Genomic DNA, 14,550 nt, shown 5'->3' with positions numbered 1-14,550 from the left:
GGTGCAGCAGGTTGTAACCACACAGATTTCCCCGCCACACCCCCAGGGTGAAGGCGGCGGAGCAAGGGTTACGGCGGTCATAGCGTGGGGGAAACGCCCGGTCCCATTCCGAACCCGGAAGCTAAGACCCACAGCGCCGATGGTACTGCACCCGGGAGGGTGTGGGAGAGTAGGTCACCGCCGGAACACCATTCAGGTCGAGGACCCCCAACCACCAGGTTGGGGGTCCTCCCGCATTTAACCAACAAAACCCATCACCTGAGACATCACACACCCCGCGACCCACCCCCACCACCGGCACACCCCCGGGACGTGCGGCAGCACCGCAGCGATCCCTGTCAGACGTGCGGGAGCGTCGGACCGATCAGTGCGAAACGTGCGGGAGCGTCACGCGGGTAGAGTGGTTGCCCATGGATAACCTCTTCAGCCATGCTCCGTCGAGCGCGCCGGAACCTGAGCCGGCCGACGAACTTGATCCCGTCGTCGTCAGTGTTGTGGTCCCTGGCGCTGTCGCACGGGCGTTCATGGGCTTCACCGAACACACGCACCTCTGGTGGCCGATGGAGGACCACAGCGTCTATGGCCTCGGCTCCTACGTGGAGTTCGAGGAGAGCCTCATCCTGGAGACCTCGGATGATGGCAGGACAGCCGTCTGGGGCTCGATTGATGACTGGCAGCCTCCGCTGTCCTTCCACGCCAGCTGGCACCCCGGAACCACGGCCATGTGGTCCACTGAGCTCCGGGTGGCGTTCAAGGCGGTCGGTGACGGGACGGAGCTGCGTCTGGTGCACAGCGGCTGGGAAGGCGCCGAGGATCCCGCGGCAGCCCGGGCCGACTATGCGGCCGGCTGGCCCGGTGTCCTGGACCGATTCGTCCGGTTCATGGGCGGCGCCGGTGCCGGCAGCCCGGACGCCTGAGCGAGCCGTAGACGCACTCCTGGGCGACCGCACCCTCTGACGCGGCTGCGCAGCCCGATGCCTAGTTGCGCAAGGGCCCCTGGTCAACGGGGGGAACAGCAGTGCTGGACCGGATCACAAAGCGAGTGGGGTATTCGGTGTCTGCGGCCCCCGCGTCCTCGCCGCCGTCGAGCCCTGCCAGCAGGCGCCGCACGGCCAGCGCGCCCTGGCCCCGCGCGTCCTGATCGATCGTGGTCAGCCCGAAGACCTCGCCCAGCTCATGGCCGTCGATGCCGATGACCGAGAGGTCGTGTGGCACGCTCAGGCCGAAATCCCGGGCCGCGAGAATGGTGCCGATCGCCATCTCATCGGAGGCGGCAAAGACAGCCGTGGGACGTTCCGCCGAGCTGCCTAGCAACTGCCGGGCGCTGGCATAGGCTCCCTGGATCGTGAAATCGGCAGAGACCTGCCACTCCGGCCGGACGGCCAGTCCAGCATCCCGCATTGCTTTCTTAAACCCTGCCTGGCGGGTCCCCGGTAGGCGGAAGTCCTGCTCATAGGCCGCGTCGCCGGTCATGTGGGCGATCCTGCTGTGGCCGAGCTGGATCAGGTGCCGCGCCGCAGCCTCCGCGATGCCGGAGTCATTGATGCGGATCGTCGAGGCTCCGGGGAGGGGGCCGCCGATCCCCACGATCGGACGGTGGATGGCCAGCAGCTGGTCAATTTCCGCCTCGGAGAGCTCCAGGGATACCGCGATCACGGCGTCCACGCGTTTGCGCAGCAGGAAGTCGTTCAGTACGCTGTGCCGGCGCTCCTGCCCCTCGCTCACGTTGTACAGCGTGAGATCGTAGCCGGCGTCCAGCAGGGTCGCCGAGACGCCTTCGACCACCGAGGAAAAGAACCACCGGTGGACCGAAGGCACCACGACGCCGACATTGTGGTTACGCCCGGAGGCCAGGCTGGAAGCGTGGTAGGAGAGGACGAAGCCGAGCTCGGCGGCGGCGGCCCGGGCGCGCTCCCGGCTGCGGGCGGAGACGTTGCCCTTGCCGCTCAAGGCGCGCGAAACGGTGGCGATGGAGAGGCCGGACCGTTCTGCGACGTCCTTGATGCCGGGCATTCCTACCCCTCCGTGTCCTCGATGTAGATTTCCAGCCAAACAGTTTCACCTGAGCTTAACTGATCCCCGGCACTGGACATGTCCCCGGCTGCGTAGCCTGCGCCCGGGGGCGTTGAACTGCGTAGCAGAACCCGTCCGGCAGGCATCTCCAGCGGTTCGGAGCCGGTGTTCAGGAGCACCAACGTGGTCCCGTTGAGGAAGGCCAGGCTCGTGTTCGTGCAAAGGTCCTCGTACCAGGACAGGGAGCCGCGGCCCATGTCCAACCCGCGGCGCAAATCCAGCATGCGCTTGTACAGGTTCAAGTGCGACGACGGCGAAGCAGCCTGCACATCGCGCGCCAGGCCCGCGAAGCTCTCCGGCTGCGGCAACCAGGGATCCTGCCCGTCGCCGAATCCTGCGTGGAGTTCCCCTCCCCGCCAGGGCAGCGGGACACGGCAACCGTCGCGGCCCAGCCGCGCGCCGCCGGTGCGGGCGAAGGTGGGGTCCTGGCGCCGGGCGTCCGGGATGTCGATTCCGTCCGGGAGGCCGAGCTCCTCACCCTGGTAGAGGTAGGCCCCGCCGGGCAGCCCCAGCATGAACATGGACGCGGCGGCCGCTCGGGACCGGCCCAGCTCCTCGTCGGGCTGCGGGTCCGAGGTGCCTATTCCGTCACCGTCACGCGGCGCCTGGCCGCTGTATCCGAAGCGCGTGGCATGTCGGACGACGTCGTGGTTGGAGAGCACCCATGTGCTGGGAGCCGCGACGGCGTCCAGCGCCGTCAGGGACTCGGTGATGACGTGGCGCATGCGGTGCACGTCGAGGCCCGCGTGAAGGTACGGGAAGTTGAAGGCCTGGTGCATTTCGTCCGGACGGACCCAATCGGCCAGGCGGGGGAGCGGGTCCACATTGGCCTCGGCGCAGAGGATCCGGTCGGGGCCGTACTCTGCCAGAATCCGCCGCCACTGGCGGTAGATGTCATGCAGGGCCGGCTGGCCGAACATCGGAGCGTCGTGGCCGGGAAAGCCGTCGCAGCTGTTGCCGTCGGCGCGGCCGCCCCACTCGGGCAGGCCCGGGGCCTTGACCAGGGCGTGCGCCACGTCCACCCGGAACCCGGAAACCCCGCGGTCCAGCCAAAAGCGCAGGACTCGCTCGAATTCATCGTGGACCGCGCGGTTGTCCCAGTTGAAGTCCGGCTGGGAGGAATCGAAGAGGTGCAGGTACCACTGGCCCGGGGCGCCGTCCGGCTCCGTAATCCGGGTCCAGGCCGGTCCGCCAAAGTGGGACTGCCAGTTGTTCGGCGGCTCTTCGCCAAACGTCCCGCGGCCGTCCCGGAAGATGAACATGTCCCGCTCGGGGCTGCGGGCGGGAGCGGCCAGAGCTGCCTGGAAGGCCGGGTGCTGGTCCGAACAGTGGTTGGGCACGAGGTCCACGATCATCCGCAGCCCCAGCCGGGTGGCCTCGGCCATCATGGCGTCGAAATCATCCAGGGTGCCAAACAATGGGTCGACGTCGCAGTAGTCGCTGACGTCGTAGCCGGCGTCACGCTGCGGAGACCGGTAGAACGGCGAAAGCCAGACGGCGTCGATGTCGAGTTCGGCGAGACGGGGCAGTTCAGCGGTGATGCCGGCGAGGTCACCGATGCCGTCGCCGTCCAGGTCCCGGAACGAGCGCGGATAGACCTGGTAGATGACAGCGGACCGCCACCACCCGGGGAGCTGGTCTGCGGCGTGCACCGGGGTCAACGGACCCGTCAGGGGGCCGGCCGGGAAGCCGGCCAGCGCGGCGGGGGAGAAGAGAACTGAATCAACGGACATGGCGGTAATCGTAAGCCCCGACCACCGAAATTGAAAACGCTTCCAGTCATATTCGGCCGAGTATTTTCGGCAAGCGATTGGACTATTGCCGGCCGCAGCCCCGGCGTCCAGGCCAGGAGGGGCGGCAAACGGTACCCCCAGAGCGCTGCCGCGTCGTGAGGCGGCGGGACCCCGCGGCCCCGCTACTGCTCGGTAGGCTGACTTTTCAAAGCCGCACTTAGCGTGTACTTTGGAAGCGCTTGCAGCTGTGAGCCACATCACCGACGATGCCACGGGGCTCTGGAATGGACTTCCAGGGCCTTATGCGTGGATGCAGGATTTTATGAAAGGGACACCAATGAAGGTGCAGAACACCCTCACAAACGGGACGACCCGCCGCGTATTCACCGCGGGCGCGATCTCCGCAGTGGCCGCGCTGGCCCTCAGCGCATGCGGCGGCGCCGCAGCCACCGCACCCGCCACCGCGACGGCCAAGCCTGACCTGAAGGCCTCCGGCGCCAGCACGATCACCATGTGGGTCGACGCCGAGCGCTCACCCGCGCTGAAGGACATTACGGCCAAGTTCCAGGCCGACACCGGCATCGAGGTCAAGCTCGTCGTCAAGGACTTCGCCGCAGTCCGCGACGACTTCATCACCCAGGTTCCCACCGGCAAGGGCCCGGACCTGATCGTCGGCCCGCACGACTGGGTAGGCAAGTTCGTCCAGAACGGCGTGATCGCGCCGGTGGAACTGGGCGACAAGAAGTCCGCGTTCCAGGACTCCTCCATCAAGGCGATGACCTACAACGGCTCCGTCTACGGTGTCCCGTACGCGATCGAGAACATCGCACTGCTGCGCAACACGGACCTCGTGCCCCAGAGCGCCAAGACCCTGGATGAAGTCATCGCCAACGGCAAGAAGGCCGTGGCCGACGGCAAGGCGAAGTTCCCGTTCCTCGTCGGCATGGACCCGAAGCAGGGCGACCCGTACCACCTCTACCCGCTGCAGTCCTCCATGGGCTCTGAGGTCTTCGGCAAGTCTGCCGACGGCGGCTACGATCCCAAGCAGCTGCTGATCGGCGACGCTGCCGGCGTCGAGTTCGCCAAGAAGCTGGCCGCCTGGGGCGACGCCGGTGAGAAGATCATCAACTCCAACATCACCGGTGACATCGCCAAGGAGAAGTTCCTGGCCGGCGAGTCCCCGTACTACCTGACCGGTCCGTGGAACGTGCCGGACGTGCAGAAGAAGGGCATCAAGTTCGCCGTCGACGAGCTGCCCACCGCCGGTGACAAGCCCGCCCAGCCGTTCATCGGCGTCAACGGCTTCTTTATCAGCTCCAAGAGCGCCAACGCCCTCGCCACGAATGAGTTCGTCACCAACTACCTCACCACCGAGGCAGCGCAGGACTCGATGTACAAGGCCGGAGGCCGTCCGCCGGCCCTGAAGGCCTCCTTCGAGAAGGCCGCCAGCGACCCCGTCGTGGCAGCCTTCGGCAAGATCGGCGCCGCCGGCGTCCCGATGCCGGCCATCCCCGAAATGAGTGCCGTCTGGGCGGACTGGGGAGCCACCGAGCTCGCCCTCATCAAGGGCCAGGGCGATCCCGCCGCTGACTGGGCCAAGATGGCTGCCAGCATCAAGGCCAAGATCGCGGGCTAATACAGTCAGCCCCCGCGCGGTTCCCCGGCTCCCAAGGACCCGCGACACCGCACAGCACCGGGCCGGGCGGCACACCATGCCGCCCGGCCCGTTCCTGCACCACCCCCAGCTTTCTCCCGAGGACCGTAGACAGCCATGACAGACACCGAACTCCGCCCGGCCGACGATTCCGCCCCCGCAGCACCCGGCAGCCCCGCCGGGAAAGCCGCAGGGAAACAAGCAGTGCCCCGCCGCCGAACTTTCGTCCCCGACACCACCAAAGGAACGGTCGCCAAGATCGTGCTGCTGGGCCTCGTGGACGCCGTCGCCGTCTACGTGCTTATGATGCTGTTCCTCAGCCAGTCTTGGGGTGTGCTGGCCGTCGCCGCTGCCGTCGTGCTGGTGATCAACTGGATCTACCTGCGCAAGGGCGGACTGCCCGCGAAGTATCTTGCCCCTGGCGTGCTGTTCCTGCTCGTGTTCCAGGTCTTCGTGGTGTTTTTCAGCGGCTATATCGCCTTCACCAACTACGGCGACGGGCACAACAGCACCAAAGATGACGCGATCGCGGCCATCCAGCTCACGGCGCAAAAGCGCGTTCCCGATTCCCCGGCGTACAAGGCGGCCGTGCTGTCGAAGGACGAGTCCTTCTACCTTCTGTTCACGGACCCGGATGGCAAGATATCCCTGGGCGGCACCGGCAAACCGTTGGAAGAGGTCTCCGGCGCCGGCACGGATTCCACCGGGAAGGCCAACGCCCTGGACGGGTACAGGACCCTGAACTTCCAGGAGATCGTCGCCAACCAGCAGCGGATCCTGGCCATCACCGTTCCGGTCTCGGCCAACCCCGCCGACGGCACCCTGCGCACCGCCGACGGCAGCTCCGCCTACCAGTTCAAACCGGCTTTGAAGTATGACGCCGGTGCCGGCACCTTCACGGACACGGACACCGGCGCCGTCTACCGGGACAACGGCAAGGGAGCGTTCGCCACGGACAGCGGCGAGACCCTGAGCACCGGCTGGAAGATCGACGTCGGCATGGAGAACTTCGCGCGTGCCTTCACCGATCCGAGCCTCCGCGGTCCGCTGCTCGGCGTCATACTCTGGACCTTCACCTTCGCCGTCGCGTCCGTGGCCCTGACTTTCGCCCTGGGACTGTCCCTGGCGATCACCTTCAACCGCGAGGACCTGCGCGGCAAGAAGGTCTACCGGATCCTCATGATCCTGCCCTACGCGTTTCCGGCGTTCCTCTCCGGCCTGGTCTGGTCCGGCATCCTCAACCCGCAGTTCGGCTGGCTCAACCAGACCCTGCTGGGCGGGGCCACGATCGGCTGGCTGACGGACCCGGTCCTGGCCAAGATCAGCGTGCTGGTGGTCAATCTCTGGCTCGGTTTCCCGTACATGTTCCTCGTCTGCACCGGGGCCCTGCAGTCCCTGCCCACTGAACTGGACGAGGCGGCCCGGATGGACGGCGCCAGCCCGTGGCGGGTCTTCCGCTCCATCAAGCTGCCGCTCCTGCTGGTCTCGATCGCTCCGCTGCTGATCTCCTCCTTCGCCTTCAACTTCAACAACTTCAACGTGATCTTCATGCTCACCGGCGGCGGTCCGCGGTTCGCGGACACGGACCGGGACATCGGGGCCACGGACATCCTGATCACGCTCGTCTACAAAGTGGCCTTCGGGCAGGGCACCGGGCGCGACTACGGCCTCGCCAGCGCCCTGGCGATCATCATCTTCATCATCGTGGCCACTGTATCGGCCATCAGCTTCAGGCAGACCAAGGCACTTGAGGAAGTGAACTCATGAACGGGCCCGCACAACGCGTCGTCTCCATCACGGACCAGCCGCTGGCCGCCGCCGCAGGCGACAACACACGCGAGAAAATCGGCGCTGAACCCGCGCCCGCCGGCGAGCTCCCAGCCCTCCGGCGCCGCAAGACCTTCGGCGCCTGGTTCAAGGACAAGGGCTGGCGGCACGTTGTGGGGATCGTGGTCACCATCTTTGCGATCTTCCCACTGCTGTATGTGCTCTCCGCGGCCTTCAACTCCACCGGCACCCTGGTGGGATCCAACGCGCTTTTCAGCCGGATCGATTTCGGCAACTTCGCCGAGCTCATGAACAATCCCTCGCGGCCCTTCGCCCATTGGTTCGTCAACACCATGGTGGTGGGCGGCGTGACGTCGGCGGCCACCGTGTTCCTGGGCGCCATGGCGGCCTACGCATTCTCCCGCATGCGCTTCACAGGTCGCCGGATCGGCCTGCTGAGCCTGCTGCTGCTGCAGATGTTCCCGCAACTGCTCGCCGTCGTCGCCATTTTCCTGCTCCTGAGCGGGATCTCCGAGGTCATCCCTGCCCTCGGCCTGGGCAGCCAGCTGGGCCTGATCATGGTGTATCTCGGCGGCGCCCTGGGCGTGAACACCTACCTCATGTACGGCTTCTTCAACACCGTGCCGCAGTCCCTCGACGAGGCGGCGAAGATCGACGGCGCCAGCCACGCGCAGATCTTCTTCGGCATCATCCTGCGGCTCGTCACCCCCATCCTGGCCGTGGTGGGCCTGCTGAGCTTCATCGCCATCTCCGGCGAGTTCGTGATCGCCAGCGTGGTGCTCACGGATCCGGACAGCCAGACGCTCGCCGTCGGGCTCTACTCCTTCGTGGCCCAGCAGCGCTCCGAGAACTGGGGAGTCTTTGCCGCCGGCGCCGTACTGTCCGCCGTCCCCGTGATGGCCCTGTTCCTCTACCTGCAGCGCTACATCGTCAGCGGCCTCACCCAGGGCTCGGTGAAGGGCTAGGCATGCACGGGACGGGCATGACGCTGCCGGGCGGCACGGGCCCCCTGCCGCACCACGACGGCTCGGCTCTCCACGCGCCCGGGCGCGCGGACCTGGGGGCGGAGATCCGCCTGCGGCTCCGCGTGCCCGCCGGCTGGGGGCAGGCCTCCAAGGTGTGGCTCCGGTCAATCCACGACGGCGAGCCCCGCTACGATCCCGCCAGCTCCCTTGGCGAGGCAGACGGCTGGGTCTGGTGGGAGGCCGCCACGGCGGTGACCAACCCGGTGGCCCGCTACCGCTTCCTCTTGGAAGTCCCCGCCGGTGCCGCCGGCGACTGCGGTGCGGACGGCGCCGGAACCGGCGCAGAAGCCGGCGGCAGCCCGCGGTACTGGAGCCTGAACGCGCAGGGACTGTTCAGCCGCGACGTCTCCGACTACGCCGACTTCCGCCTCACGACGTTCCGGCCCGGGCCCGAATGGCTGCGCCGGGGCACGATGTACCAGATCTTCCCGGACCGCTTCGCCCGCTCCGCGTCCGCGCCCGGCCCGGCGCGCCAGGTCCCCGACTGGGCCGTGCCGTGCAGTTGGGACGACACCCCCGTGGAGGGCGCAGGCCAGCAGACCCCCTACCAGTACTACGGCGGCGACCTCCGGGGCATCACCGAACGGCTGGACCACATCCAGGCCCTCGGGGCCGACGTCATCTACCTGACCCCGTTCTTCCCGGCCCGCTCCAACCACCGCTACGACGCCGCAACCTTCAGCTGCGTGGATCCGCTGCTGGGAGGGGACGAGGCCCTCGTGGAACTGGTCGAGGCCGCGCATGCCCGCGGCCTGCGGGTCATCGGCGACCTCACGGCCAACCACTCCGGCGCCGCCCACGAATGGTTCCGGCGCGCCTTGGCGGACCCTGCCTCGGAGGAGGCCGGGTATTACTATTTCAACGCCGAGCACACGGAGTACGAGGCCTGGTACGGCGTCCCGTCGCTGCCCAAACTCAACTGGGCCTCCCGCGGCCTGCGCGAGAAATTCGTCCTGGACGACGATTCCCCGGTGGCGCGCTGGCTGCGGCCGCCGTTCAACCTGGACGGATGGCGGATCGACGTCGGCAACATGACCGGGAGGCTCGGCGGAACGGACCTCAACCAGGACGTCGCCCGGCTGATCGCGGACCGGGTCCGCTCGATCAACCCGGATGCCGCGCTGCTCGCCGAGGCCACCAACGACGCCGCGCCCGATTTCAGCGGCGAGCACTGGCACGGCGCCATGACCTACTCCAACTTCACCCGTCCGCTGTGGTCCTGGCTGGCCGGGGACGCCCGGCACGTGAACTTCTTCGGAACCCCGCTGCCCGGGCCCAACCGGACCGGCGCCGAGGACTTCCTGGCCACACACCTGGACCTCGCCTCCGCGTTCAGCTGGGACGTGCGGCAGCAGAACATGAACGCCCTAAACAGCCATGACACCGCACGGGCGGCCACCGCGATGATCGACGGCGGCCAACGGCTCGGCGCGCTGCTGATGTTCACCCTGCCGGGGGTTCCCGTGCTGTTCGCCGGGGATGAATTCGGGCTCACAGGCGACAACGGGGAGTTCTCCCGGACACCCATGCCGTGGAACGACCCCGGCCGCATCCCCGCCGACCTCCGGGCGGACTACGCGGCCCTCAGCGCGCTGCGCCGGGAACAGCCCGCACTCACCGGCGGCGGCGTGCGCTGGCTGTACGCCCACGGGGACGTCCTGGCGTTTGTGCGCGAAACCGCGCAGAGCGCCGTGCTGGTGGTGGTGGCCCGGGCCGGCGCCGGGGTTCGGCTGGCGCCCGGCGCGCTCTCGGACATCCAGCTCGCGGCCCTCACCCGGCCGCCTGCGTACGCGACGGCCCAGGTCAGCGTGGCGCTGAGCCCGGACACGGAGGCGGACAGGGAGACCGGCACGGGGAGTGCACCGGAACTGGACGCGTCTGCCGCGCAGAGCAGGGCGGACGGGGCTGCCGGGAGTGCCCGGATCTGCACCCTGGGCCCGGCGGCCGCGGCGTGGGTGCTGCCGGGGACCCGGGTGCCGGCCCCGCAGTCTTAGACTGGGAGCCGGATTCGACCGAACTGGAGACCCGCATGCGCAGCATCATCGACGAGCTGACCTCTGCCCTGGGCCCGGCGAAAATTGCCGTGGACCCCGCCACCCTGGCCGCCTACGCCGTGGACCAGGCACCCGTCCTGGACTACCAGCTCCCGCAGGCCGTGGTCCGCGCCGAATCGGTGGCCGACGTCCAGGCCACCGTGCGTGCCTGCGCCGCCCGCGGTGTCGCGCTCGTGGCCCGCGGGGCCGGTACCGGCGTCTCCGGCGGCGCCCACGCGAGCGAGGGCTGCGTGGTGCTCAGCCTCGAGAGGATGAACCGCATCCTTGACCTCAACCCGGATGACGAGACCGCCGTCGTCGAACCCGGCGTCATCAACGCAGACCTCAACGCCGCCGCCGCCGACCACGGACTCATGTACGCCCCGGATCCGGCGAGCTTCAAGATGTCGACCATCGGCGGCAACGTGGCCACCAACGCGGGCGGGCTGCGGTGTGCGAAGTACGGGGTGACACGGGACTCGGTCCTGGCCCTCGACGTCGTGCTCGCGGACGGCACCCTGATCCACACCGGCCACCAGACGTTCAAGGGCGTCGCCGGCTACGACCTCACGGGGCTGTTCGTCGGCTCAGAGGGGACGCTGGGGATCGTGGTCGGGGTGACCGTGCGGCTCAAGTACCTGCCGCGCGAGGTCCATACGATCGCCGCCTTCTACCCGGACTTCCGCAGCGCCGCGGCCGGCGTCCTGGCGGTCGGCAAGGCCCGCGTGCAGCCGGCCATCATGGAACTGCTCGACGGCGGCTCGCTCGCCCAGCTCGACGACATCCACGGCTCGGACCTGGCGGCGCGCGGGGCGTCCCTGCTGCTGATCCAGACCGACGGCTTCGGCGCGGCAGCCGAAGCCGCGGCCATCCGTCCGGTCCTCGCCGCCGGGGGAGCGGTGGTGACCATGGAAGCCAACGCCGAGGCAGAGCAGCTTGTCGAACTGCGCCGCAACAGCCGCGGAACCGAGGTGGATGACGAATACCGGGTGGGCGAGGACGTGGCTGTGCCGCGCTCGCGGCTGGTGGATTACGTCGCAGAGCTTGAGGCCATCGCGGCCGAGCACCGGGTCCAGCTCAAGGTCGTGGCCCACGCCGGCGACGGGAACCTCCATCCCACCTTCTGGATCGACCGCGTGGACAACGCCGTGGACGCCGATGCCATGGCCCGGCTCGGCGCCGCCCTGGACAAGTCCATTGCTGTGGCCCTGGCCATGGGGGGCACCATCACGGGCGAACACGGGATCGGGCAGTACAAGCTGCGCTGGCTTGGCCTGGAGCAGAAGGAACCGGTGCGTGAGCTGCAGCGCCGAATCAAGGAGCTGTTCGACCCGGCCGGGATCCTGAACCCCGGAAAGGCGATTTAGCCCGCCCGTGCCACAGCGCGCCCGGCGCTGGAACTAGGCGCGTTGCCTAGTCGTCGGAGTCCGGGTATTCGGCGATGGATTCGTCGGCGCCGTAGCGTGATTCCTCGGTTTCCACCTCGAGGATCTTGAGCAGCCCGGTGTCCGGGTTGAGCATGATCGCTGCCTCGTCCCGGCGGTGGCGGAGCTCGTTGTCGATGTAGGACTGGACGGCCTCGGCCAAGGGGATGTGCCGGTTCTCCGCCTCGGACATGTACCAGCGGTGCTCCAGGACCTCGTGCACGGCCTCGGCCGGCTCGAGCTTGCCGGAGAGGTCGCGGGGGATGGCCCGCACGATCGGCTCGAAGATCTGGCTGACCCACAGGTGCGCGCTGTATTCCTCGTCCATGCCTGGGTTGTTGTCGGCCCGGAACGAGTCCATGTCATTCAGGAGCCGGCGTGCCTGGTTCTCCTGGGCGTCCAGGCCGGTCAGGCGCAGCAGCCGGCGCTGGTGGTGCCCGGCGTCGACGACCTTCGGCTGGAGCTGGATGGTGGAGCCGTTCTGCGTGGTCTTGATGGCGTATTCCTCGACATCGAAGCCGAGCTCATTGAGCCGCCGGATGCGGGCGGCCACCCGCCAGCGTTCGCCGATCTCAAACGACTCCTTGGCCGTCAGTTCGGTCCACAGCCGCCGGTAGCTGTCCATGATGAGCTCGCTGGTGGCCACGGGATCGACCTTTTCCTCGATCAGGCCGCCGTCGAGGAGGTCCATGAGCTCCCCGGCGATGTTGACCCGGGCGATTTCGAGGTCGTACTCGCGCTGCCCGGTGGAGAGATCCGGGTACAGCTCGCCGGTCTCGGCATCCACAAGGTAGGCGGCGAAGGCGCCGGCGTCGCGGCGGAACAAGGTGTTGGAGAGCGAGACGTCGCCCCAGTAGAAGCCGATCAGGTGCAGCCGGACCAGCAGCAGCGCCTGGGCGTCGATGAGCCGGGTCAGGGTGTCCTTGCGCAGCATCTGGGAGAAGAGCGCGCGGTAGGGCATCGAGAACTTCAGGTGCCGGGTGACCAGCACGGGGTTCAGCGGCCGGCCCTCGGGGGTGGTGCGCCCGGTGATGACGGCCACCGGCTCCACGCAGGGCACGTCCAGCCGGGCGAGCTTGCGGAGCATGTGGTACTCGTGCCGGGCGACGTGCTCCGAGGTCTCCTTGATGGCGATGACTGACCCGCCAAGATGGGCGAAGCGCACGATGTGCCGCGAGATACCGCGGGGCAGCGCCGCCAGGTACTCTGCCGGCCAGTCCTCGAGGGCAATGTGCCAGGGCAGGTCCAGGAGCTCGGGCTCGGTGGCCGCGGCCGTGATGCTCAGCGAACTGGACGCCATGGAGGCCTTGTCATCATTGGCGCTGGCGGCCTCGAACCGGGGCAGCTTCCCGATCTGACCGTAGTCGGTGGGCTCGTCGTGCCACTGGGCACTGTTTTCCTCGGTCATGTGGGGTTTTCCTCGGTCATGGGTCAATTCTTCCGTGTTTATAGTGCCGCGCCTAACGCGGAGCAATTAAAGCCCGACGGCGGCCCTCCACTGGGGAGGACCGCCGTCGGTTGCAGCCTAGGGGGCCGGTGGGGACTAGTCGCCGAGGCGCAGACCGGTCTTGGTGTCGAACAGGTGCACGTGGCCTGACTGCGGGCGGACCCAGATGGACTCACCCTTCATCGGGGGGCGGCGACCATCGACGCGGGCCACGATGTCGTGGCTCGTGCCGTCCAGCGTGGTGTGGCCGTAGACGTAGGCGTCGGCGCCGAGTTCCTCGACGACGTCGACCTCGACCTGGAGGCCTTCGCCCTGGGCGACCGTCTCAAGGTCTTCCGGGCGGGAGCCGAGGGTCACGGTCTGGCCGTGGGCCTCTTCGAGGACGTCGCGCGGAACCGGGTAGACGGTCCCGCCGAACTGCACGCCGCCGTCGACGACCGGCAGTTCGAGGAGGTTCATGGCGGGGGAGCCGATGAAGCCGGCCACGAAGACGTTCTTCGGCTTGTCGTAGAGGTTGCGCGGGGTGTCGACCTGCATCAGCAGGCCGTCCTTCAGCACGGCGACGCGGTCGCCCATGGTCATGGCCTCGACCTGGTCGTGGGTCACATAGACCGTGGTGACGCCCAGGCGGCGGGTCAGGGATGCGATCTGGGTGCGGGTCTGCACGCGCAGCTTGGCATCAAGGTTGGACAGCGGCTCGTCCATGAGGAAGACCTGCGGGTTACGCACGATTGCGCGGCCCATGGCAACACGCTGGCGCTGGCCGCCGGAGAGTGCCTTCGGTTTGCGGTCCAGGTACGGCTCGAGGTCCAGGAGCTTGGCGGCTTCACGGACGCGCTCGGCGCGCTCTTCCTTGCTGACGCCGGCGATCTTCAGCGCGAAGCCCATGTTGTCCGCGACAGTCATGTGCGGGTACAGGGCGTAGTTCTGGAACACCATGGCGATGTCGCGGTCCTTCGGCGGAACGTCAGTGACGTCACGATCGCCAATCAGGATGCGGCCGGAGTTGACGTCCTCAAGACCTGCAAGCATGCGCAGGGAGGTCGACTTTCCGCAGCCGGAGGGTCCAACGAGGACCAGGAATTCGCCATCGGCGATGTCAATGTTGAGCTTGTCAACAGCGGGCTTATCGGTGCCCGGGTACAGACGTGTTGCGTTATCAAAAGTAACTGTAGCCACAGTTATCAATCCCTTCACCGGCAGGTACGTGCCGGACGATCCGTAGTGAATGGTCTTTTTATGCAGTTGTTAATTCAATTGTGGGTTTTCATGCGCATACTCCTCGGCCGAAGCCGAGGAGTATCCAGTGACGCCGCACGGTAGCTGTGCGCCACATCACAAACAGAGTATGTCAGATTTGTGGCAATTGGGCC

10 protein-coding genes and 1 rRNA gene are annotated in these 14,550 nt (G+C 67.7%); 7 read left to right on the top strand and 4 right to left on the bottom strand.

What is annotated here, in order from left to right:
• Nucleotides 1-69: 69 nt before the first annotated feature.
• A 5S ribosomal RNA gene (rrf, locus tag ACVWZ7_RS07635) occupies nt 70-186 on the top strand.
• A gap of 224 nt (nt 187-410) precedes the next feature.
• The gene (locus ACVWZ7_RS07630) at nt 411-917 is read left to right on the top strand and encodes an SRPBCC domain-containing protein (protein WP_344361027.1); all 507 of its coding nucleotides are present in this window, start codon (nt 411-413) and stop codon (nt 915-917) included.
• 61 nt (nt 918-978) lie between these two features.
• Here the strand turns inward: ACVWZ7_RS07630 and ACVWZ7_RS07625 are convergent, their stop codons facing one another.
• The gene (locus tag ACVWZ7_RS07625) at nt 979-2,013 is read right to left on the bottom strand and encodes a LacI family DNA-binding transcriptional regulator (protein ID WP_116767028.1); all 1,035 of its coding nucleotides are present in this window, start codon (nt 2,011-2,013) and stop codon (nt 979-981) included.
• 2 nt (nt 2,014-2,015) lie between these two features.
• The gene (locus tag ACVWZ7_RS07620) at nt 2,016-3,806 is read right to left on the bottom strand and encodes a glycoside hydrolase family 13 protein (protein ID WP_456507476.1); all 1,791 of its coding nucleotides are present in this window, start codon (nt 3,804-3,806) and stop codon (nt 2,016-2,018) included.
• A gap of 337 nt (nt 3,807-4,143) precedes the next feature.
• Between ACVWZ7_RS07620 and ACVWZ7_RS07615 the strand changes: the two genes are divergently transcribed.
• The 5 genes from ACVWZ7_RS07615 to ACVWZ7_RS07595 all read left to right on the top strand — a co-directional run bounded on the left by ACVWZ7_RS07615 (nt 4,144) and on the right by ACVWZ7_RS07595 (nt 11,673).
• Nucleotides 4,144-5,442: a sugar ABC transporter substrate-binding protein gene (locus ACVWZ7_RS07615; protein ID WP_116767027.1), complete on the top strand. Its 1,299-nt coding sequence runs from the start codon at nt 4,144-4,146 to the stop codon at nt 5,440-5,442.
• Between the two features lie 135 nt (nt 5,443-5,577).
• Nucleotides 5,578-7,227, top strand: coding sequence for an ABC transporter permease subunit (locus tag ACVWZ7_RS07610; RefSeq protein ID WP_456507475.1), 1,650 nt, complete (start codon nt 5,578-5,580; stop codon nt 7,225-7,227).
• Nucleotides 7,224-8,213 (top strand): sugar ABC transporter permease, encoded by a 990-nt coding sequence (locus tag ACVWZ7_RS07605; RefSeq protein WP_456507474.1) that lies wholly within the window; start codon nt 7,224-7,226, stop codon nt 8,211-8,213. The genes ACVWZ7_RS07610 and ACVWZ7_RS07605 overlap by 4 nt, the downstream gene beginning before the upstream one ends.
• 2 nt (nt 8,214-8,215) lie before the next feature.
• On the top strand, nt 8,216-10,267 hold the full coding sequence (locus tag ACVWZ7_RS07600; protein WP_456507473.1) for a glycoside hydrolase family 13 protein: 2,052 nt from the start codon (nt 8,216-8,218) through the stop codon (nt 10,265-10,267).
• A gap of 35 nt (nt 10,268-10,302) precedes the next feature.
• A complete protein-coding gene (locus tag ACVWZ7_RS07595; RefSeq protein ID WP_456507472.1) occupies nt 10,303-11,673 on the top strand; it encodes an FAD-binding oxidoreductase in 1,371 nt (456 codons plus the stop codon).
• Nucleotides 11,674-11,719: 46 nt separating this feature from the next.
• On the opposite strand, the gene ACVWZ7_RS07590 is transcribed toward ACVWZ7_RS07595, so the two are convergent.
• On the bottom strand, nt 11,720-13,138 hold the full coding sequence (locus tag ACVWZ7_RS07590; RefSeq protein ID WP_116767023.1) for a DUF4032 domain-containing protein: 1,419 nt from the start codon (nt 13,136-13,138) through the stop codon (nt 11,720-11,722).
• A 135-nt stretch (nt 13,139-13,273) separates the two neighbouring features.
• On the bottom strand, nt 13,274-14,356 hold the full coding sequence (locus tag ACVWZ7_RS07585) for an ABC transporter ATP-binding protein (protein ID WP_116767022.1): 1,083 nt from the start codon (nt 14,354-14,356) through the stop codon (nt 13,274-13,276).
• Nucleotides 14,357-14,550 lie beyond the last annotated feature (194 nt).

It is taken from the genome of Arthrobacter sp. TE12232 (assembly GCF_054062615.1).
Note: the sequence above shows the minus strand (reverse complement) of the source record. Positions and strands in the feature narration are given on the sequence as shown.

Bases quoted from the DNA above. Each gene is read 5' to 3' on its own strand.
- ACVWZ7_RS07630 (WP_344361027.1), top strand. From the start codon at position 411: ATGGATAACCTCTTCAGCCATGCTCCGTCGAGCGCGCCGGAACCTGAG.
- ACVWZ7_RS07625 (WP_116767028.1), bottom strand. From the start codon at position 2,013: ATGCCCGGCATCAAGGACGTCGCAGAACGGTCCGGCCTCTCCATCGCC.
- ACVWZ7_RS07620 (WP_456507476.1), bottom strand. From the start codon at position 3,806: ATGTCCGTTGATTCAGTTCTCTTCTCCCCCGCCGCGCTGGCCGGCTTC.
- ACVWZ7_RS07615 (WP_116767027.1), top strand. From the start codon at position 4,144: ATGAAGGTGCAGAACACCCTCACAAACGGGACGACCCGCCGCGTATTC.
- ACVWZ7_RS07610 (WP_456507475.1), top strand. From the start codon at position 5,578: ATGACAGACACCGAACTCCGCCCGGCCGACGATTCCGCCCCCGCAGCA.
- ACVWZ7_RS07605 (WP_456507474.1), top strand. From the start codon at position 7,224: ATGAACGGGCCCGCACAACGCGTCGTCTCCATCACGGACCAGCCGCTG.
- ACVWZ7_RS07600 (WP_456507473.1), top strand. From the start codon at position 8,216: ATGCACGGGACGGGCATGACGCTGCCGGGCGGCACGGGCCCCCTGCCG.
- ACVWZ7_RS07595 (WP_456507472.1), top strand. From the start codon at position 10,303: ATGCGCAGCATCATCGACGAGCTGACCTCTGCCCTGGGCCCGGCGAAA.
- ACVWZ7_RS07590 (WP_116767023.1), bottom strand. From the start codon at position 13,138: ATGACCGAGGAAAACAGTGCCCAGTGGCACGACGAGCCCACCGACTAC.